Origin of the sequence: Variovorax boronicumulans (assembly GCF_009811375.1) — a bacterium.
Taxonomy (GTDB): Bacteria; Pseudomonadota; Gammaproteobacteria; order Burkholderiales; family Burkholderiaceae_C; genus Variovorax; species Variovorax boronicumulans.
The window spans coordinates 106,001-124,557 of record NZ_BKDH01000003.1 but is presented as its reverse complement, the minus strand read 5'-3'; the positions used below and the strand labels follow the sequence as shown (position 1 = coordinate 124,557).

General features: G+C 70.4%; 19 protein-coding genes. 8 read left to right on the top strand and 11 right to left on the bottom strand.

The window, feature by feature from the left end:
• Positions 1 to 1,590: an RNA polymerase factor sigma-54 gene (gene rpoN, locus VHAB30_RS23275; protein WP_159278744.1), complete on the top strand. Its 1,590-nt coding sequence runs from the start codon at positions 1 to 3 to the stop codon at positions 1,588 to 1,590.
• 10 nt (positions 1,591 to 1,600) lie between these two features.
• Positions 1,601 to 3,217 (top strand): phospholipase D family protein, encoded by a 1,617-nt coding sequence (locus VHAB30_RS23270; protein ID WP_159278743.1) that lies wholly within the window; start codon positions 1,601 to 1,603, stop codon positions 3,215 to 3,217.
• A gap of 4 nt (positions 3,218 to 3,221) precedes the next feature.
• Here the strand turns inward: VHAB30_RS23270 and VHAB30_RS23265 are convergent, their stop codons facing one another.
• The 5 genes from VHAB30_RS23265 to VHAB30_RS23245 form a co-directional block, all read right to left on the bottom strand.
• On the bottom strand, positions 3,222 to 3,869 hold the full coding sequence (locus tag VHAB30_RS23265; RefSeq protein WP_095743356.1) for a LysE family translocator: 648 nt from the start codon (positions 3,867 to 3,869) through the stop codon (positions 3,222 to 3,224).
• A gap of 25 nt (positions 3,870 to 3,894) precedes the next feature.
• Positions 3,895 to 4,527, bottom strand: coding sequence for a YceI family protein (locus tag VHAB30_RS23260; protein WP_062480318.1), 633 nt, complete (start codon positions 4,525 to 4,527; stop codon positions 3,895 to 3,897).
• A 38-nt stretch (positions 4,528 to 4,565) separates the two neighbouring features.
• Entirely contained in the window at positions 4,566 to 5,150 is a 585-nt protein-coding gene (locus tag VHAB30_RS23255) for a YceI family protein (protein WP_062480316.1), read from the bottom strand.
• Positions 5,147 to 5,758 (bottom strand): cytochrome b, encoded by a 612-nt coding sequence (locus tag VHAB30_RS23250; RefSeq protein WP_139702172.1) that lies wholly within the window; start codon positions 5,756 to 5,758, stop codon positions 5,147 to 5,149. The genes VHAB30_RS23255 and VHAB30_RS23250 overlap by 4 nt, the downstream gene beginning before the upstream one ends.
• A gap of 82 nt (positions 5,759 to 5,840) precedes the next feature.
• On the bottom strand, positions 5,841 to 7,667 hold the full coding sequence (locus VHAB30_RS23245) for an ATP-binding response regulator (RefSeq protein WP_159278742.1): 1,827 nt from the start codon (positions 7,665 to 7,667) through the stop codon (positions 5,841 to 5,843).
• An 81-nt stretch (positions 7,668 to 7,748) separates the two neighbouring features.
• Here VHAB30_RS23245 and VHAB30_RS23240 point away from each other — a divergent pair, with 81 nt between their 5' ends.
• Complete coding sequence (locus VHAB30_RS23240; protein ID WP_095743360.1) at positions 7,749 to 8,996, top strand: THUMP domain-containing class I SAM-dependent RNA methyltransferase; 1,248 nt, start codon at positions 7,749 to 7,751, stop codon at positions 8,994 to 8,996.
• Here VHAB30_RS23240 and VHAB30_RS23235 read toward each other — a convergent pair.
• Complete coding sequence (locus VHAB30_RS23235; RefSeq protein ID WP_062480310.1) at positions 8,993 to 9,307, bottom strand: DMT family transporter; 315 nt, start codon at positions 9,305 to 9,307, stop codon at positions 8,993 to 8,995. The genes VHAB30_RS23240 and VHAB30_RS23235 overlap by 4 nt on opposite strands.
• 14 nt (positions 9,308 to 9,321) lie before the next feature.
• Positions 9,322 to 10,254, bottom strand: coding sequence for a DMT family transporter (locus VHAB30_RS23230; protein ID WP_159278741.1), 933 nt, complete (start codon positions 10,252 to 10,254; stop codon positions 9,322 to 9,324).
• Positions 10,255 to 10,375: 121 nt separating this feature from the next.
• On the opposite strand from VHAB30_RS23230, the gene VHAB30_RS23225 reads away from it, so the two are divergent.
• A complete protein-coding gene (locus VHAB30_RS23225; RefSeq protein ID WP_159278740.1) occupies positions 10,376 to 11,275 on the top strand; it encodes a LysR family transcriptional regulator in 900 nt (299 codons plus the stop codon).
• Between the two features lie 54 nt (positions 11,276 to 11,329).
• Complete coding sequence (locus tag VHAB30_RS23220) at positions 11,330 to 11,755, top strand: PIN domain-containing protein (protein WP_062480304.1); 426 nt, start codon at positions 11,330 to 11,332, stop codon at positions 11,753 to 11,755.
• Between the two features lie 16 nt (positions 11,756 to 11,771).
• Here VHAB30_RS23220 and VHAB30_RS23215 read toward each other — a convergent pair whose 3' ends face one another.
• Both VHAB30_RS23215 and VHAB30_RS23210 read right to left on the bottom strand, forming a co-directional pair.
• Positions 11,772 to 12,677, bottom strand: coding sequence for a BUD32 family EKC/KEOPS complex subunit (locus VHAB30_RS23215; RefSeq protein WP_070063745.1), 906 nt, complete (start codon positions 12,675 to 12,677; stop codon positions 11,772 to 11,774).
• Positions 12,674 to 14,374: an FMN-binding glutamate synthase family protein gene (locus VHAB30_RS23210; RefSeq protein ID WP_159278938.1), complete on the bottom strand. Its 1,701-nt coding sequence runs from the start codon at positions 14,372 to 14,374 to the stop codon at positions 12,674 to 12,676. Before VHAB30_RS23210 ends, VHAB30_RS23215 begins: the two co-directional genes overlap by 4 nt.
• 69 nt (positions 14,375 to 14,443) lie before the next feature.
• Between VHAB30_RS23210 and VHAB30_RS23205 the strand changes: the two genes are divergently transcribed.
• Both VHAB30_RS23205 and VHAB30_RS23200 read left to right on the top strand, forming a co-directional pair.
• A complete protein-coding gene (locus VHAB30_RS23205; protein WP_159278739.1) occupies positions 14,444 to 15,238 on the top strand; it encodes a UPF0149 family protein in 795 nt (264 codons plus the stop codon).
• A 364-nt stretch (positions 15,239 to 15,602) separates the two neighbouring features.
• On the top strand, positions 15,603 to 16,790 hold the full coding sequence (locus VHAB30_RS23200) for an MFS transporter (RefSeq protein WP_159278738.1): 1,188 nt from the start codon (positions 15,603 to 15,605) through the stop codon (positions 16,788 to 16,790).
• Here VHAB30_RS23200 and VHAB30_RS23195 read toward each other — a convergent pair.
• Positions 16,780 to 17,103: a GNAT family N-acetyltransferase gene (locus VHAB30_RS23195; RefSeq protein WP_159278737.1), complete on the bottom strand. Its 324-nt coding sequence runs from the start codon at positions 17,101 to 17,103 to the stop codon at positions 16,780 to 16,782. The genes VHAB30_RS23200 and VHAB30_RS23195 overlap by 11 nt on opposite strands.
• Positions 17,100 to 17,597, bottom strand: a complete 498-nt coding sequence (locus tag VHAB30_RS23190; protein ID WP_159278736.1) for a nuclear transport factor 2 family protein — start codon at positions 17,595 to 17,597, stop codon at positions 17,100 to 17,102. Before VHAB30_RS23190 ends, VHAB30_RS23195 begins: the two co-directional genes overlap by 4 nt.
• Before the next feature lie 195 nt (positions 17,598 to 17,792).
• Between VHAB30_RS23190 and VHAB30_RS31280 the strand changes: the two genes are divergently transcribed.
• Positions 17,793 to 18,557: a helix-turn-helix transcriptional regulator gene (locus tag VHAB30_RS31280; protein WP_159278735.1), complete on the top strand. Its 765-nt coding sequence runs from the start codon at positions 17,793 to 17,795 to the stop codon at positions 18,555 to 18,557.

Here is an 18,557-nt window from a genome sequence, read left to right as displayed (position 1 = left end):
ATGAAGCAAGGGCTGTCCCTTCGCGTCTCGCAGCATCTGGCGCTGACGCCACAGCTGCAGCAGTCCATTCGCCTGCTCCAACTCTCCACGCTCGAACTGAGCCAGGAGGTGGAGCAGATGCTGGACGAGAACCCGTTCCTCGAGCGCACCGCGGAAGAAGCGGCGCGCGAGGAATTCGGGCTGGACACGGCCGACGCGCCGGTGCCGCGCGACGACGCGGGCGAGGGTGAGGCCGAGTTCACGCCGTCCGCCGCCAGCACTTCCTCCACGTCCAGTGACACCAGCACCTCGACCCCCGACACCGATGGCCCCGCCGCCGAGATCGCCGAGCGCGAGCCCGACTGGGAAGGCGACGGCACCGTCGACATGGCGCCCGACGACAGCGAGTGGGGCAGCGATGCGCCCGCGCGCCAGAACAACCTGGGCGACGACGAGCGTGCCGATGCCACCGAACTCGCGCGCAGCCAGGAGTCGCTGCAGTCCTTCCTGCACCGCCAGGCGTTGAGCCTGCGGCTCAATGAAAACGACTGCGCCGCGCTGCGCTTCCTGATCGAGTCGCTCAACGACGACGGCTACCTCGAAGACTCGCTGCCCGCATTGGCCTCGGGCCTGGCGGGCGACGACAACGACCAGTTCGACGACCTCGTGCACCACTTCCAGGTGGCGCTGGGCCTGCTGCAGAGCCTGGAGCCGGTGGGCGTCGGCGCGCGCGATCTCGGCGAATGCCTGAGCATCCAGCTGAAGGCGCTCGCCAGCGAAGACGAGACCGAGGCCGAAGCGCTCATCCGCAAGACCGCCATCGCGATCTGCAAGCAGCCCATGGAGCTGCTCGCGCGGCGCGACTTCAAGCGCCTGGCCACGCTCACGCGCACCAACGAAGACCTGGTGCGCTCGGCGCTGCAGGTCATTGCGCGGCTCGAACCCAAGCCGGGGCGCCGTTTCGTCGACGTCGAACGCAACATCGTCATCCCCGACGTGATCGTCACCAAGACCGGGCGCGGCACGAACGTGAAGTTCCGCGTCATGCTCAACCCCGAGGTCATGCCGCGCCTGCGCGTGCACGACATCTACGCCGGCGCGCTCAAGTCACACAAGGGCGAAGGCAGCCAGGCGCTGTCTCAGCGGCTGCAGGAGGCGCGCTGGTTCATCAAGAACATCCAGCAGCGCTTCGACACCATCCTGCGCGTGAGCAACGCCATCGTCGAGCGCCAGAAGAGCTACTTCGTGCACGGCGAGCTGGCCATGCGCCCGCTGGTGCTGCGCGAGATCGCCGACGAGCTGGGCCTGCACGAGTCGACCATCTCGCGCGTGACCACCGCCAAGTACATGGCCACGCCCTTCGGCACGGTCGAGCTCAAGTACTTCTTCGGTTCGGCGCTGGGCACCGAGACCGGTGGCAATGCGTCGAGCACCGCGGTGCGCGCGCTGATCAAGCAGTTCGTGAGTTCCGAGAGCATCAAGAAGCCGCTGTCCGACAGCCAGATTTCCGAGATGCTGAAAGAGCAGGGCATCGAGTGCGCGCGCCGCACCGTCGCCAAGTACCGCGAAGCCTTGCGCATCGCACCGGCCAACCTGCGCAAAGCCCTGTAGAAAGCCCACAATGACCCGTCGCCTGCTGTCGCGCTGGGGGCATTGGGTCTTCGCCCTCGTGGCTGCATCGCTGTTCGCCGGCTGTGCCACCTTGCCCGACGACGCACCGCGCCCGCCCACCAAGGCCATCGCCGTCTCGGCCGACACCGCGCTCGGCAAGATCGCGCTGGCCTCGCAGCCCGACCCCGACCTCAGCGGCTTTCGCCTCATGCCCGGCGGCGACTTCGCCTTCGACACGCGGCTGCAGCTGGCGCGCCGCGCGCAGCGCACGCTCGACGTGCAGTACTACCAGATCGAGAACGACGAGACCGGCCGCTACCTGTTGCGCACCCTGCGCGATGCGGCCCAGCGCGGCGTGCGCGTGCGCCTGTTGATGGACGACCTGTACACGTCCGGCGAAGACGAGCTGCTGCTCGGCCTGGCCGCCACGCCGAACGTGGAGCTGCGCCTGTTCAACCCGTTCCCGGCCGGGCGCGGCAGCCTGCTCAAGCGCTTCACCGCATCGCTGTTCGACTTCAGCCGCGTCAACCGCCGCATGCACAACAAGCTCTTCATCGCCGACGGCGCGATGGCCGTGGCGGGCGGGCGCAACATCGGCAACCAGTACTTCCGCCGCACCACCGGCCCCAACTTCATCGACCTCGACACCTTCGTCACGGGTGCGCTGATCCCGCGCCTGGGCGTGCTGTTCGACCAGTACTGGAACAGCCCGCACGTGCGCCCGATCGGCGCGGTCGTGCACACCGACCTGCCGCGCGAGGAGCTGCAGCGCCGCTTCGACGCCGCCACCGGCCCCGACACCACGCCGCCGCCGCCCAGGCCCGCGCCCAACGACCTGCTCGGCTACAGCCCGGTGGCCGACGACCTCGACGCCGGCAAGCTGGGCCTGATCTGGACCACCGCCGAGGCGTATGCCGATTCGCCCGACCGCGTGATCGGCAAGACCGCGTCGTACGGCGGCGTGCCGCTGCTCGACGTGGACAGCGTGCGCTACAACGTGGTCGAGCAGATGCGCCGCGCGCGCAGCGAGGTGACGCTGGTGTCGCCCTACCTGATTCCGGGCGCGTCGGGGCTGGAGGTGATGCGCGAGATCCGCGGACGCAACGTGAAGATCAGCGTGGTCACCAACTCGCTCGCCGCCACCGACGAGCCGCTGGTGCACACCGCCTACCGCCGCTACCGCGCCGACATGCTGGCGCTGGGCGCCGAGCTGCACGAGCTGAGTTCCGCGCGCACGCGGCGCAGCGTGCGCCTCGGCCTCTTTGGCACGTCGGTGGGGCGGCTGCACGCCAAGTCGGCGGTGATCGACCAGCGCATCCTGTTCGTCGGCTCGATGAATTTCGATCCGCGCTCCGAGATTCACAACACCGAGATCGGCCTGTTCATCCGCAGCCCCGAGATGGCGCAGCAGACCTTGAAGCTGCTCGACGTGCTCAAGCAGCAGGGCGCCTACCGGCTGCGCTTTGCCGAGGGCGGCGATGCAGCGGCAGTCGGCTCGCGGCGCATCGAATGGGTCAGCGAGGAAGGCGGCAAGACCACCGTGCTGCACGAAGAGCCCGACTCGGGCTTCTGGGACCGCACCATGCTCGAGCTGCTGTCGCCGCTCACGCCCGAGAGCCTGCTCTAGCGCCTCAGGTGCCGCGAACGGCCGACCACACGAGCCGCAGGCCCAGCAGGCCCATCACGCCGCCGGCCGCGCGGTCGATCCAGGTCTTGTAGCGCAGGTAGGCCGCGCGCGGCGCGGCCGAGGACAGTGCCAGCGCGACGATCGCGTACCAGCCCGTCTCGATGCAGAAGATCACGGCCGGCACCGCGAGCGCCAGCACCAGCGGCACCTCGCGCGGCAGGAAGGCCGCGAAGATGCTCGCGTACACCACCGCCGTCTTCGGGTTGCTGATCTGCGTGGCCAGGCCGAGCAGGAAGGTGCGTCCGCTGCGGCCCTGGCTTCGGGGCGAGGCGTCCGTGTCGGGCGTGATCGCGAGCGGCTGCCGCGCGCCGCGCCAGATGCGAAAGCCCAGGTAGATCAGATAGGCGCCGCCGAAGGCCTTGATCGCGAGGTACAGCGCCGGCACCGCGAGGAACGCTGCCTGCAGCCCGGCCAGCGCCGCGATGGAGAACGCCAGCCCGCCGGCGCCCATGCCCAGCGCCGCCGCGAGCCCGTCGCTGCGCGAGGCCACGGCCGTGCGCGCCACCATCACGAAGCTCGGGCCGGGGCTCATCGCGCCCACGGCCATGGCGCCGGCGATGCCGAGCAGGGACAGGAGGTGGGCGTCGGTCATGAGTGGGCTCCGGTGGGGGATGGGTTCATTGCACGTTCACGGCTTCGACCTGCACCAGCAGCTTCACCTTGTTCTCGAAGCCGAAGTTCAGGCCCCAGGTGATGCCCCAGTCGCTGCGCTGCACGGTGGCCTCGAAGTCGCCGCCGCAGACCTGGCGGTTGATGAGCGGGTTCAGGTAGCAGTTGAAGCGCACGGCCTTCAGCGTCACCGGCTTGGTCTGGCCCATGAGCGTGAGCGTGCCGGGCACGTCGGTCACCTTGTCGCCGCTGAAGTCGATGCGCTCGGCCACGAAGCGGCCGGTGGGGAATTCGGCCACGTTGAAGAAGTCTTTGCTCTGCACGTGGCGGTTGAGCAGGTCGACGCCGGTGTTGATGGAGCTGATGTCCATCGTGATGTCGACCTTGCCGCTGGCGCCGGTGCCGTCGATCTGCACCGAGCCGTCCTTGGTGCTGAAGCGGCCGCGGTTGGTGGTGGTGCCGTAGTGGCCCATCTCGTACATGACGAAGGTGTGGGTCGGGTCGATCACGTAGCTCGCATTTTTGACCGGCCCGCCCGCGGGCTTGGCGGCCAGCGGCGGCGCGGTGTATTCCTGGGCCGTGGCGGCCAGGGGCAGGGCCGCGCCCGCACACAGGACCGCGGCGAAGAAGAGCTTGTTCATGGCAAGGGAAGAAGGATGCATGGGAAATGAAATCGTCGTCACAGCGGCCCGAGGCCCGCGAGCGTCAGCTTGAAGCGCACCTGCACCTCGTTGCCGACCACCGAGGTGTCGGTCCATTCGCCGTCGCCCACCTTGTAGTCGAGCCGCTGGATCGTGAGGGTGCCCGTGGCGACCGAATACGCGCCGCCCGACGACACGATGCTCACGGGCACTGTCACGTACTTGCTGACGCCCTTGATGGTGAGCTTGCCGGCCATCTCGAAGCGGCCCTCGCCCAGCGCCTTGATGGCGCTCGAGCGGAAGCTGGCCTGCGGGAAATGCGCGGTGTCGAACCAGGTCGGCTTGGGCAGCTCGGCATCGCTCATGGGCACGCCGAAGCCGGCGCTGGCGGTGTCGATCTGCAGCACGACCGAGCCGCCCTCGGGCTTCTTCGGATCGAAGGCGACCTGCGCGTCGAAGCGCTTGAAGCTGCCTTCCACTGGCACGCCCATCTGCTTGCTGACGAAGGCGATCTGGCTCTTCTCGGGCACCAGTTTGGCGGTGGTGGCCGGCATGGGCTCGGCCGCGGCGTGCAGCGCGAGGCCGAGGAGGGCGGCGGTGCCCCACAAAAGACGGGTCGTCATCCGGCGGATTCCTTGCGTGGCGCGGGCCACATGCGTTGCAACAGACCGTCGTGGTCGATCCAGTGGTGCTTGAGCGCCGCCGCCACGTGCAGCAGCGTGACACCGGCCAGCAGGAAGGCGCTGCGCTGGTGCAGCGGCTTGAGCACGGCCTCGGCGAAGTCCTTGTCGACCGCGACCAGGTCGGGCAACGGCAGCAGGCCGAACCACACGACCGGCACGCCCATGCCCGAGCTGTAGGCCCAGCCGAACAGCGGGACCGCGAAGAACAGCAGGTACATCAGCGCATGGCTGATGCGGTGCGCGGCCCGCTGCCAGGCCGGCATGGCCGCCAGCACCCGCGCCGACAGCGGCGGCGGGCGGTGCGTGAGGCGCCACAGCAGCCGCAGCGCCGACAGCAGGAGGATGGTGATGCCGGCCCACTTGTGCCAGCTGTAGAGCTTCAGGCGCTGCGGCGAGAAGGGCAGGCCCGTCATGTAGAGCCCGACGCCGAGCGAGCCAACGATCATCGCCGCGAGCAGCCAGTGCAGGGCCATTGCGACCCGCCCGTAGCGGGGCTCGCGCAGGGCGGCGGCGCCAACGGCAGGAGCGGGAAGGGGTTCGACGGGCATCGGGGCAGGGGCGGCGGCGGCCTGTGCGCGGAGCATAGCTCGGAAGCGATGACACCGCAGCGGGGCCGGCCCGCGCGGAGCGCTACGACGGCGACGGCGGTTGTTGTTGCTGCTGCTGGGCCCGCAGCAGCACGCGCCGCAGCGCGTCCGGCTGCACCGGCTTGCGCAGCGCGTGCCAGCCGCGCGCGGCGGCCAGCTGCTGCGTGGCTTCGGTGATGTCGGCCGAGATCAGCGCGATCGTCAGCGCGGGCTTGCGCTGCGCCAGTCGCTCGGCCAGCGCGATGCCGTTGAACGCACCGGGCAGGCGGATGTCGCACAGCGCCGCGTCGAGCGCGTCCAGGTCGGCCAGCGCGAGCGCCTCGGCGGCGCTGGCGTAGATGCGCGGCGCCACGTGCCAGTGCCGCAGCAGCGCCGAGAGGCTGTCTGCCACCACGATGTTGTCTTCGACCACCAGCACGGCGAGCCCCGGGCGCAGCACGGCGTCGGCATCGGGCTCGTCCAGCGCCACGGAGGGCGCGGGCGCCGGCACGGCCGCCGCACCGGGGCGGGCCGCCGGCAGCTCGAAGCTGAAGACCGAGCCCTTGCCCGGCGCCGAGCGCAGCGCGACCTCGATGCCCAGCTGCCCCGCCAGCCGCCGCACGATCGCCAGCCCCAGGCCGTGGCCGTGCTGCAGGTTGCGCTCCACGTTGCCGACCTGCTCGAAGTCGTCGAACACGCGGGTCTGCGACTCGGCGGCGATGCCGATGCCGCTGTCGCGCACCTCGACGCGCCACGCGCGCCCGGTGTCGGTGCCGGGCCGGCGGCGCGCCCGCACGGCCAGCAGCACGCGCCCGCGCGGCGTGAACTTGAGGGCGTTGTCCAGCAGGTTGGAGAGCACGCGGCGCAGCGCCACCGCGTCGGTCCAGGCCACCGCTTCGGCCGGGCAGCGCACCGCGACGCGGCCTTCGCCGGCCTGGCGCGCCAGCTCGTTCAGCAGCGGCGCCAGCGCCACCGCCGCCGGGCGCAGCGGATCGACCGCGGCCTCGATGCGGCCGATTTCGAGCAGCTGGTTGGTCAGACCCTCGAGCGCCTGCTGCGCGCGCGAGAGCGAGGCCACCGTGTGCTGCACCGCCGCGCTGTCGGTGCCGTGCTGCAGCTGCTGGCGCAGCACCTCGGCCTGCAGCCCGATGGCCATCACCGGCTGGCGCAGGTCGTGGTTGGCCGCCGAGAAGAAGCGCAGGCGCTCGGCCTGGGCCTGCTCGGAGGCGCGCAGGCCGGCCAGCGCCTGTTCGCGCAGCGTGCGCTCGTTCAGGCGCAGGCCGATGTTCTCCTCGAGCTGGCGCGAATGGTCGGCCACCAGCTTCCACATCATCGCGGTCAGGCCGATGCCGATCACCGCGACCGCCATCATCACCGGCGCCCCGAGCCACAGGCCCGTGACGATCACCGGCGCCAGCAGCAGCGTGATGGCCAGCTGCGTGGCCGGCGTGTAGAACGACACCGAGAACGCCGACGACAGCGTCATGCCCATGAGGATGAGGCCCAGCAGCAGCTGCAGGTCGGGCCGCTCGGGGTTGAACAGCAGCACGCCCGCCAGGCCGTGCGCCAGCTCCCAGATGGCCGTGCGCAGCGTGTGCTGGCGCTGCGCGGCGCGCAGGGTGGCGGGGGTGAAGGGCTCGGGCAGGCGCTGCGCAAAGAAGCCGCGCATCACCGTGACGCCGGTAACAAGCGCCAGCCACACCAGCGCGCGCACCGGCGAGAACTGCCAGGCGAAGAGCGCCGCCACGCCGCAGTTGAGCAGGTACTGCACCAGCAGCACCGGCCCGAGCGGGCGGATCGACAAGCGCAGCACTTCGCACTGGATCGCGAAGCGGTGGTCGCCGTCGCGGGCGTCTGCCGGGGGGGCCGCGGAGGCGGGGGTGGGCGTCATGGGCAAATCGACTATATAGAGAAGGCCCCAGCCCCGGCGACAATGGGGGCCCTTAGCGGGCTTCCCGATGGCCGACTTTCCGTGAACGATCTCTCATTTTTCCTGCCTTGCGCCGCCGGCGTCGAGGAATTCCTTGCCCAGGAGGTGCATGCCCTGACCGGCCGTGCCGGGCAGGATCTGCTCACCCTGCGCGGCGGCGTGCGCGTGCGCGCCGACTGGCGCGACGGCCTCAAGCTCAACCTGCACAGCCGGCTCGCGCAGCGCGTGCTGGTCGAGTTGGCCCATGGGCCGTACCGCAACGAGAACGACCTGTACGCCATCGCCAACGGCGTGGCCTGGGAGATCTGGTTCACGCCCAAGCAGACCTTCAAGATCGAGACCACGGCCCAGCACAGCCCGCTGCAGAGCCTGAACTTCGCCACCCTGCGCATCAAGGACGCCGTGGCCGACCGCTTCCGCGCCAAGGCGAACGGCGTGCGCCCCAGCATCGAGACCCAGTGGCCCGACTGCCGCATCTTTGCGCACCTGACCACCGACAGCTGCACGCTGTACATCGACACCTCGGGCGAGCCGCTGTTCAAGCGCGGCTGGCGCCAGGACAAGGGCGACGCCCCGCTGAAGGAAACCCTGGCCGCCGCCATGCTGGCCGCCAGCGGCTGGTGGAACCCCGAGACCGGCGAGGTCGCGAAGGCCCCGCTGTACGACCCCTGCTGCGGCAGCGGCACCATCGCCATCGAGGCCGCGCAGATCGCCAGCGGCATCGCGGCGGGCTCGCTGCGGCGCTTCGGCTTCGAGAAGCTGCTGCCGTTCCAGGCGCACGTCTGGGCGGCCATCAAGAATGAAGCCGCCAACGCGCAGCATGCGAGCGCCATCGCCGTCTTCGGCTCCGACGTGTCGCACCGCATGGTCGACTTCGCCGAGCGCAACGCCGAACGCGCGGGCGTGGCGGGCGCCATCGAGTTCCGCGGCGGCGATGCCTTGCAGCGCATGCCGCCGGCTGAGGGCGGCGTGATCATGCTCAACCCGCCGTACGGCGAGCGCATCGAGGTCGGCGGCGTGGCGCGCTTCGGCGCCCGCGAAGCCGCCCAGACCCCGGGCGATGGCGAAGGCGGCGACGGCGGCGACTTCTTTCCGCAGCTCGCCACCCACTGGAAGAAGAACTACGCGGGCTGGACCGCCTGGGTGCTCACGCCCGACCTGAAGCTGCCCAAGCAGATGCGCCTGAAGGAGTCGCGCCGCGTGCCGATGTGGAACGGCCCCATCGAATGCCGGCTGTTCCGCTTCGACATGGTGCGGGGCTCGAACCGGGCCGCGCCGCCAGACGCCTAGGACTGCAGCTTCAGGCCTGCAATGCCCAGGAAGATCAGCGCGATGCACACCAGCCGCAGCGGCGCCGCGCTCTCCTGGAAAAAGAAGATGCCGATCAGCGTGACGCCGATGGCGCCGATGCCGGTCCAGATCGCGTAGGCCGTCCCGACCGGCAGCGTCTTCATCGCGGCGGTGAGCAGCACGATGCTCGCCAGCGCGGCGCCCAGGCCCAGCGCGCCGGCGCCGGGGCGCTCCCAGCCCGCCGCGGCCTTCAGCGCGAGGGCCATCACGATCTCCACCAGTCCGGCGGCAAGCAGAAGGAACCAGGCCATGGCGTTCGCTCCCTTCACAGCAGCTTGATGATGGCCACGCCGAGCAGCAGCACGGCCACGCCCGCCATGCGCAGGCCCGACACCGGGCGCTGCGGCAGCCGGAACCAGCCGTAGCGGTCGACGAACACCGACGCCACCTGCTGCCCCGCCACCGTCAGCCCGACCGCGGCCGCGGCGCCGATGGCCGGGATCGCCGTGAACACCGTTGTCACATAGGCCGCCCCCGCAAAGCCGCCGAGCCAGCCCCACCACGGCATGCCGCGCAGCGCGGTGCCTTGCGGTGCCGTGGCCGCAGGCGCACGCCGGAACAGCGTGACGAGCAGCAGCGCCAGGGCCATCGCCAGCGTCGCCACGAAGAAGCTCACCGCGCCTACCGCGAAGGGTGCGCCCAGGTCCTGCCGCAGCAGGCCGTTGACCACGCCCTGCACCGGCAGCACCGCGCCGGCCAGCAGCGCCAGCACGATCCAGCCGGCCTTGCCCGCCAGCGCCTGGCGCAGGCTGCCGGCCTGCCCGGCGACGATGGCCCCGGCCCCGAGCAGCACGGCCAGCGTGCCGCCGGCCATGGCCGGTGTCAGCGCCTTCGGGGCCACGCCGAGCAGGCCGAAGGTGTCGAGCGCGAACGAGGCCAGCATCTGCCCCGCGATGAACAGGCCGACCGCCACCACCGCGCCCAGGCGCGGAAACAGCAGGATGGTCGAGACCACGTAGAAGGCGCTGGCCGTGCCGCCGATCACGTGCCACCACGGCACGCCCGGCAGGCCGGCCAGCGCCGTCAGCGTGCCCGTGGCGAGCGCCACCGCCAGCAGGGCCAGCGTGCCGACCGACAGCTGCAAGGTCGTGGCGGTGAAGGGGCTGCCCGTGGCCTTGGAGAGCTGGGCGTTGGCGCCGGCCTGCACCGCGAGCAGGCCTCCGGCGACGAGCGAGGCGGGAATGAAAAACGCGTCCATGGTGGGTCGACCTCCGTGTGGAGTGGATGCGGGGCGGGCGAATCGCGGCCCCTTGCGGACGACTGTAGGATCGGCACGTTTGCAAAGCTATTCGAAAAAATCGCATCCGGGGTATGCATAAATGCAGGACACAGACTGGGACGACTTTCGCGTGTTCCTGGCCGTCGGCCAGGCCGGCTCGCTCTCCGGCGCCGCGCGCCAGCTGGGCGTGAACCACTCCACCGTGCTGCGGCGCCTGGGCGCGCTCGAGGCGCGCATGGCGGTGCGCCTGTTCGACCGGCTGCCCGCCGGCTACGCGATGACGCTGGCCGGCGAGGCGCTGCGCGAGCGCCTGCAGGGCGTGGGCGAGCAGATCGACGCCGCGCAGCGCCACCTCATGGGGCTCGACCTGCGGCTGACCGGCGTCATCCGCATCACCAGCACCGACACCTTCATGGCCGGGCTGCTCGGGCCGATCCTGGCGGACTTCCGGGCGCTGCATCCGGGCATCGAGCTGCAGGTGGTGATGAACAACCTGTTCCTGAGCCTGACCAAGCGCGAGGCCGACGTGGCGATCCGCCCGACCAACGCCCCGCCGGACCACCTGGTCGGGCGCCGCGCTGGGCGCCTGCAGACGGCGGTGTACGCGTCGAAGGCCTACCTCGCGAAGCACCCAGCGACGACCCCGCTGGCGGAGCACGACTGGGTCGCGCCCGACGAAGGCTTGTCGCACCTGCTGCAGGCCAGGTGGCTGCGCGATCAGGTGCCGCCGGCGCGGATCGCAGCGCGCGTCGACAGCCTCGTCGGCATGACGCAGCTCGTGAAGCGCGGCCTGGGCCTGGGCATGCTCCTGTGCATGCTGGCCGACGCTGAGGAGGAGCTGGTGCAGATCGAGCCGCCGAGGGAGGCGCTGGACACGCAGGTCTGGGTGCTGACGCATCCCGATCTGAAGGAGGTGGCGCGGATCAAGGCCTTCACCGACTTCGCCTACGCCCGGCTCGTCGCCGACCCGAAGGTGCTGGCCATGCCGTCAGGGCGCTAGAAGCCCGGGCGCCGCATGGTGCAACATCGGCGATAGACAGATTTCACGCGACCCATGACCTTGCCAGCCCCCGACCTCGTCGTCATCGACACCAATATCGCCCTCGACCTGCTGGTCTTCGAAGACCCGGCCTGGGCGCCGCTGGTCGACGACCTCGCGCGCGGCGCGCTGCGCTGGCTGGCCACGCCCGCGATGCGCAGCGAACTGGAACGCGTGCTGGGCTACCCGCTGATCGCCCGGCGCATGGCGCAGCGGGAGCTGACGATTCCCGTGGTGCTCGCGGATTTCGATGCGCGCGTGCAGCTGGTGACCGAGGTGCCGGCGCGCGCGCCCTGCGTGTGCAGCGATCCGGACGACCAGGTGTTCATCGACCTGTCCGTGGCGCACGGGGCGCAGCTGTTCAGCAAGGACAAGGCGGTGCTGTCGATGAAGAAGCGGCTGGCGCTGCGGGGTGTGGCGGTGCGGTCGGCGCTGGCGTAGGCCACGCCGGTTCGTCTCAGGCCTTGTTCAGCTCGTACCACTGCCCCAGCAGGCGCGCGACGGCCCGCACCCGCTGCGTATCCCGCCCCCAGCGCCGGCTGGCCGGCAGCTTCTGCGCCCACTTCATGCGCCGTGCTGCGTTCGCGATGCGCTCGCGCACTTCCTCGTCCACTTCCGCCAGCGCCGCGTGCCAGTGCTGCCCCGCCGCCTGCGGTGCGGCGGCCTCGAGCATCATGGCCGTGGAGTGCAGGTAGCTCAGCCAGTCGCGGGCCTGGCATTCGGCCAGGGTCATGACCTCGGAGGGGTCGTCCTCGAAATCGATGTAGCCGATCACGCCGTCAGGGCACTGCACGAGGTTGCGGTCGAAGGCCTGGCTCAGGTGCTGGCCGCACAGGTGCACGGCGGCGATGGCGGCCAGGCCCTCGCGCCACACGGCGAGCAGGGCGGCCGGGCCGGCGGCGGCGGCCTGGTCGATGCGCTCCTGCAGCACCACGGTGGCACGGCCGCTTTCGCCGAGGTCGGAAATCAGCAGGCCGTCGGCCTGCTGCGCCAGCACGATCGGCACGCGCAAACCTGCGGCGGCCAGTTGCTTCAGGCGCCGTGCCTCGGTGGCGATGGCGGCCTCGCCGCCCGGGTTGGGCACGGGCTTGATCACGTCGAGGCCGGCCAGCCGCGCGGCCAGCGCCATCACGCGGTAACCCCACTTGCCGTGGCGCGGGCCGGCCTTCTTGAGCCAGACGCGCTCGCTGCCGAAGCGGTGGCTGGCCACGTTCTTGGCCTGCCTGGGCAGCGTGACGCGCAGGAACTCGGCGTAGTCGCCGGGCGCCGAGCCCGGGGCGTCGTCGAGCGGCGCGGGCGCCGACGCGGCGCCCCGTTGGCTGTACAGGCGCGTCGCGGCGCCTCCTCGTCTCAGTGGATTCATGCGGCCATGGCGAAGCCCGGCGCCAGCAGCCCGTGCGGGCCCTGCGTCACGGGCTGGAAACTCTGTGCACTGGCCAGCGGCCAGTAGGTGCGGAAAACGGTGTGCTGGTTGTCCAGCGGCCCGAGCAGCGCGCCGGGCTGCACCTGCATCACCAGGTTGCTCAGCAGGCGCACCTCGGTGTCGGAGATGCGGCGCACGATGTGGTGCGCGGTGATCTGCTGCGGGTGGTCCAGGCCCGCGGCCTGCACCAGCTCCTGCAGCGCATGCAGCGTGCTGCGGTGGAAGTTGCGCACGCGGTCGGCCTTGGTCGGCACCACCAGCGCCTGCTGGCGCACCGGGTCCTGCGTGGTCACGCCCGTGGGGCAGTGGCCCGTGTGGCAGCTCTGCGCCTGGATGCAGCCCAGCGCCATCATGAAACCGCGCGCCGCGTTGCACCAGTCGGCGCCCAGCGCCATCATGCGGGCCACGTCGAAGGCGGTGATCACCTTGGCCGCGCAGCCGATCTTGATGCGGTGACGCAGGTTGACGCCGATCAGCGTGTTGTGCACCAGCAGCAGGCCTTCCTGCAGCGGCGCGCCGACGTGGTCGCTGAACTCGACCGGCGCCGCGCCCGTGCCGCCCTCGGCGCCGTCGACCACGATGAAGTCGGGCGTGATGCCGGTGGCCTGCATCGCCTTGACGATGCCGAACCATTCCCACGGGTGGCCCAGGCAGAACTTGAAGCCGGTCGGCTTGCCGCCCGACAGCTCGCGCAGCTTCGCGACGAAATGCATCATCTCGGTCGGCGTGGAGAACGCGCTGTGCGACGAGGGCGAGACGCAGTCCACGCCCACCGGCACGCCGCGCGCCGCCGCGATCTCGGGCGTGACCTTGGCCGCCGGCAGCACGCCGCCGTGGCCGGGCTTGGCGCCCTGGCTGAGCTTGATCTCGATCATCTTCACCTGCGGGTCGCGCGCATTGGCGGTGAAGCGCTCGGCGTTGAAGGTGCCGTCGTCGTTGCGGCAGCCGAAGTAGCCCGAGCCGATTTCCCAGATCAGGTCGCCGCCGTGCACGCGGTGGTGCTGCGAGATCGAACCCTCGCCGGTGTCGTGCGCAAAGCCGCCCATCTGCGCGCCCTGGTTGAGCGCGAGGATGGCATTGGCCGACAAGGCGCCGAAGCTCATCGCCGAGATGTTGAACACGCTCGCGCTGTACGGTTGGGTACACACCTGCGCCAGGTTCGCATCGGCCGGCTGCGGCGTGCCGCCGATCACGATGCGGAAATCGTGGTTCGCCAGCTTGGTGGGCTGCATCGAGTGGTTGATCCACTCGTAGCCCGCGGCCGACACGTTCAGCTGCGTGCCGAAGGGCCGGTTGTCGGGCTCGCCCTTGGCGCGCTGGTACACCAGCGAGCGCTGGGCGCGCGAGAACGGCGCGGCCTCGGCGTCGCTCTCGATGAAGTACTGGCGGATCTCGGGGCGGATGAATTCGAGCAAAAAGCGCAGGTGCCCGATGACCGGGTAGTTGCGCAGGATGGCGTGGCGCGCCTGGCGCAGGTCGTGCACGCCGGTGCCGGTGAGCACCGCGAAAGCGGCCACGCCGATCCACGCGAGCCACAGGTGCGGCGAGGCCAGAACCAGTGCCAGGCAGGCGACCAGACCCAGCACACACAGGGCGAACGCGCTGTAGCGTGCGGGAAACGGAATAATCGTGGGCATAGTCATCAGATGTCGGCTGGAGCCTGCTGCATCATAGAGGGCTGCCCCCAACCTGCCATGACTGCTGCCATGACGACCACACCCGACACCCCCGATACCCCTGACACTGCCCTGGCCGCCTCCTCGCAAGCCCTGGGGCCCGACGATTTCGACGCCCTCGACAGCGCGCTCGACGCCATGCGCGAGCACGACGAGGAAATTCCCCAGTGGGAGTTCTGCGAAGGCTTCATGGCCGCGCTGATCTGCACGCGCCGCCCCATCGACCCCACCGAATACTGGCCCGTGCTGCTGGGCGACCACTTCGTGCCGGCCCAGCACATGGAGTTCGTCTGGAACTGGAAACGCCGCTGGCGCGAGATCGAGGAAGGCCTCGACGCCCCCGTCGAATCGCTCGAGGACGAGCGCAGCTGGCAACCCGAGGTGCTCGACACCCGCGGCGCCATCGCCTCGCTGCCCGAGGAAGAACGTGCCGAGATGGCCGCCGAAGAGATTCCCTCCTTCGCCCAGATCTGGGCGCTGGGCTTCATGTACGCGGTCGAGAACTGGCCCGAAGACTGGGCCGCGCCGCGCGACAAGGAAGCCGCGCAGATGCTCGACGACGCGCTCGACAACATCGTCGCGCTGACCGAGGACGACACCGCCAAGCCCACGCTGTCGATGTACGACGAGAACGGCCCGCCGAGCGTGAGCCAGCAGCGCCTGGACGACTTCGGCGCCGCGATCTGGGCGGTGTACGACCTGCGCCAGCTCTGGAAGAGCCTGGGCCCGAAGGTCGAGACGATCCGCAAGGAAGCCACGCCCGGCCGCAACGATCCCTGCCCTTGCGGCAGCGGCAAGAAGTACAAGAAGTGCCACGGTGAGTGACTGGGTTGAGTCCCAGATTCGGCATGGAGCGTCTTGTTCAGGGCGCGCTCCCGCCGACGGGGTACCTTGCTCCGCGAATGTCCCCCGGCCTGCGGCCTCCTCCTTAATTTCGCTGCGCAAGGCACCCCATCGGCGTGAGCGTTGGGCCGTGCAGCTGTTGATCGGGCACACAACGACCGCGCCCATCGTGCGCAGGACACTGGGTGCTTCCCGCAGCGAAATCAAGGAGGAGGGGCGAAGCCCCGGGGGACATTCGCGGAGGGAAGTACCCGGTGGCCTGTGCGCGCGCCCTGAATCACAGCAAGAACACTGACGAATCATGAGCCCTGCAGCACAGCCCCTGACACCCCGAGCCGCCTGGGTCATGGTCCTCGCCCTCTGCGCAGGGGTTGCGCTCAGCCAGGCCTTCCGCACCGTCGGCGCCATCATGGCGAGCCCGCTGCAGTCGGACTTTCATCTCTCCGCCCAGGCCCTCGGCATCTTCTCGGGCGCCTTCCACTTCGCGTTCGGCGCGATGCAGCTCTTCATGGGCATCGGCATCGACCTGCACGGCGTGCGTCGCACCGTGCTCGTGGCCTTTCCCGTCGCGATCGCGGGCGCGCTGCTGTCGGCCGTGTCGCCGAACTACCTCGTGCTGGTGGCCGGGCAGGCGCTGATCGGCGTTGGCTGCGCGCCGGCCTTCCTGGTGTGCACGGTGTTCATCGCGCGGCACTTTCCGGCGGCGCGTTTCGCCACCGTGTCGGGCCTGGTGCTGGCCATCGGCGGCCTGGGCATGCTGGCCACGGGCACGCCGCTCGCGTGGCTGGTGCAGGCCTACTCGTGGCGCGCGGGCTTCCTGGTGCTTGCACTGGCGTCTGCGCTGGCCTGGCTTGCCATCTGGCGCTGGGTGCACGAGCCCGCGTCGGCCGTGCCGCAGAAGAAAGAGTCGATTCCCGAAGCCGTGCGCCAGTTCGGCGCGCTGTTCGCCATGCCGCACACGCTGGGCATCATGGTGCTGGGTGCGGTGACGTATGCGGCCTTCATCTCGCTGCGCGGGCTGTGGCTGGGTCCGCTGATGATGGAGCGCCACGGCTACTCGCTGGTGCAAAGCGGCAACGTCGCGCTCGTGGTGTCGGTGATCGCGCTGTTCGGCTCGCCGCTGTTCGGCCGTTTCGACCGCGACGGCGCCGCGCGCCGCCGCTGGATCGTGGCCTGCGGCCTCTTTTACGCCGGCCTGTTCGCGCTCATCGCGGTGGTGCATTCCGCCTGGCTCGACATCGCGGGCATGGTGCTCATCGGCGTGCTCTCGGGCTTCATCGTCTGGCAGTACGCCGACGTGCGCGTGGCCTACCCGGCCGCGCTCACGGGCCGCGCGATGGCCGTCTTCACCATGGCGATGTTCCTGGGCGTCGCGTTCATGCAATGGGGCACGGGCGTGGCGGCCTCGGTGGCGGCGGCGCACGGCGGCGATCCGCTGACCGCCGTGCTGGCGGTCATTGCCGCGCTGCTGGTGATCGGCATCGCGGCCTTCGCGTGGCTGCCCGCGCCGAAGGCGGCCTCCGTCAGATCTTGAAGGCGCGCTGGATGTCCGGGCGCACGAGGTCGGCGTACTCGCGGTGCTTGCGGATGTAGCCCGCGATGAACTGGCACACCGGAATCACATGCCGCCCGTTGGCGCGCGCCTCGTCGAGCACGTGCCTCGCAATGCCTGAGCCCACGCCCTTGCCCTCGTGCTCGGGCAGCACCTCGGTGTGCGTGAACATGATCGCGTCGGTCAGCAGGTTGTACTCGGCATAGGCCGCGAGCTTGCCGTCGAGCGTGGCTTCGTAGCGGTGCTGCGCTTCGTTGTTCGTGAAGGTGAGGGCGGTCGAAGAAGAAGTGGTCATGAGGGTTGGCGTGCAAGAAAAGTGGCGAGGTTGGCGGCGGCGGTGGCGCGCACCTTGTTGCGCAGCATCGGCGTCCAGCCCAGCAGCAGGCCCGGCGTGCCCAGCGCCTGCCGCGACCAGGTCCAGAACGGGAAGCTGTCGCGGTGCGTGGCGATCAGGCCGTCGGGCGTGAAGGTGAAGCGCGCGTCGATGCTGTTGTCGACCAGGCGGCCGGTGGCGCTGAAGCGGTAGTGGGCGTCCCAGTGCGCGCTGCCCGTGCGGGCGTCGGCCTGCACGTCGCGCCAGCTCAGGCGCCACACGTCGGCGCCCTTGGCCTTGGTGGCCTCGCAGAGCATGCGCCACATGCCGCCGATCTCTCGCCGGCCGCGCAGCGAAAAGGCCTCGTCGTCGAACACCGCGTCGGGCGCGTAGCAGGCGGCCATGGTGGCGGCGTCGAGCTTGGAGAACGCGCTGTAGAAGCGCTCGATGGTCGGGGCGTGGGTGGCTGCGGTCATGGGGCCTCGGGATGGGTGGTGCCGGATCATCGCCCGGATGCGCCGTGCAAGGAAGCGCATGGGTGATTCCGGGTGTCCCGCATTAACATGCGCCCCGATGCCGGTCCTTGCAGGGCCGGCGCCCTGGCGGTGGCCGCAGAAAAACCAGAACCACAGTCGCTGCGCCCGCCGCACACAACCCGAGGGGACGCATCCATGGCCGAGGTGATCAACGACTGGCAGTTCGTCGAGGCCGTCATGGCCGCCCGCACGCTCGAGGAGGTCGCGCAGGTCAACCGCCGCGCGATGCGGGCGATGGGCTTCAACCACGGCGCCTACGTGCTCAAGCGCCCGGTGCCCGCGCCCCGTGCCGACGCGCCCGCGCAGGACGCGCTGGTGTTCTTCCACGACCTGCCCCCGGCGTGGGCCCGCACCCGCTACGAGTCGCTGCGCAGCAACGCCGGCGAGCAGGCCGACGCCCGCGTGCAGCATGTGCGCGCCGGCATGCCGGCCACCGCGTGGAGCTGGCTCGGGCAGGTGAGCCACACGCGCGCCGACATCGGGCAGCGCGCCCGCGGCCTGCTGCGCAGCGCCGGCGAGCACGGGCTGAAGGCGGGGCTGACCGTGCCGCTGTGGACGCCCGGCATCGACTGGGCCTTCATGACCCTGACCACCGACGCCACCGCCGACCTGCGCGAACTGCGTGCGACGTTGGCGCCGATGAACTACTTCGCCTCCTGCCTGCATTCGACCGTGCGCCGGCTGCAGGGCGATGCGAAGGTGCCGCTCCTGAGCGCACGCCAGCGCGAGGTGCTGCACTGGGTGGCCGTGGGCAAGTCGACCTGGGAGATCTCCGAGATCCTGCACATCAGCGAGCGCACCGTGTACTTCCACCTCGTGGGCGCCGCCCGCAAGCTCGACACGCAGGGCCGCACCGCCACCTGCGCGCGGGCCCTGGCGCTGGGCCTGCTCACGCCCTGA

Bases quoted from the DNA above. Each gene is read 5' to 3' on its own strand.
- VHAB30_RS23220 (WP_062480304.1), top strand. From the start codon at position 11,330: ATGACCTTGCCAGCCCCCGACCTCGTCGTCATCGACACCAATATCGCC.
- VHAB30_RS23260 (WP_062480318.1), bottom strand. From the start codon at position 4,527: ATGAACAAGCTCTTCTTCGCCGCGGTCCTGTGTGCGGGCGCGGCCCTG.
- VHAB30_RS23250 (WP_139702172.1), bottom strand. From the start codon at position 5,758: ATGCCCGTCGAACCCCTTCCCGCTCCTGCCGTTGGCGCCGCCGCCCTG.
- VHAB30_RS23270 (WP_159278743.1), top strand. From the start codon at position 1,601: ATGACCCGTCGCCTGCTGTCGCGCTGGGGGCATTGGGTCTTCGCCCTC.
- VHAB30_RS23205 (WP_159278739.1), top strand. From the start codon at position 14,444: ATGACGACCACACCCGACACCCCCGATACCCCTGACACTGCCCTGGCC.
- VHAB30_RS23235 (WP_062480310.1), bottom strand. From the start codon at position 9,307: ATGGCCTGGTTCCTTCTGCTTGCCGCCGGACTGGTGGAGATCGTGATG.
- VHAB30_RS23215 (WP_070063745.1), bottom strand. From the start codon at position 12,677: ATGAATCCACTGAGACGAGGAGGCGCCGCGACGCGCCTGTACAGCCAA.
- rpoN (WP_159278744.1), top strand. From the start codon at position 1: ATGAAGCAAGGGCTGTCCCTTCGCGTCTCGCAGCATCTGGCGCTGACG.
- VHAB30_RS23200 (WP_159278738.1), top strand. From the start codon at position 15,603: ATGGTCCTCGCCCTCTGCGCAGGGGTTGCGCTCAGCCAGGCCTTCCGC.
- VHAB30_RS23195 (WP_159278737.1), bottom strand. From the start codon at position 17,103: ATGACCACTTCTTCTTCGACCGCCCTCACCTTCACGAACAACGAAGCG.
- VHAB30_RS31280 (WP_159278735.1), top strand. From the start codon at position 17,793: ATGGCCGAGGTGATCAACGACTGGCAGTTCGTCGAGGCCGTCATGGCC.
- VHAB30_RS23265 (WP_095743356.1), bottom strand. From the start codon at position 3,869: ATGACCGACGCCCACCTCCTGTCCCTGCTCGGCATCGCCGGCGCCATG.
- VHAB30_RS23255 (WP_062480316.1), bottom strand. From the start codon at position 5,150: ATGACGACCCGTCTTTTGTGGGGCACCGCCGCCCTCCTCGGCCTCGCG.
- VHAB30_RS23230 (WP_159278741.1), bottom strand. From the start codon at position 10,254: ATGGACGCGTTTTTCATTCCCGCCTCGCTCGTCGCCGGAGGCCTGCTC.
- VHAB30_RS23210 (WP_159278938.1), bottom strand. From the start codon at position 14,374: ATGCCCACGATTATTCCGTTTCCCGCACGCTACAGCGCGTTCGCCCTG.
- VHAB30_RS23245 (WP_159278742.1), bottom strand. From the start codon at position 7,667: ATGACGCCCACCCCCGCCTCCGCGGCCCCCCCGGCAGACGCCCGCGAC.
- VHAB30_RS23190 (WP_159278736.1), bottom strand. From the start codon at position 17,597: ATGACCGCAGCCACCCACGCCCCGACCATCGAGCGCTTCTACAGCGCG.
- VHAB30_RS23225 (WP_159278740.1), top strand. From the start codon at position 10,376: ATGCAGGACACAGACTGGGACGACTTTCGCGTGTTCCTGGCCGTCGGC.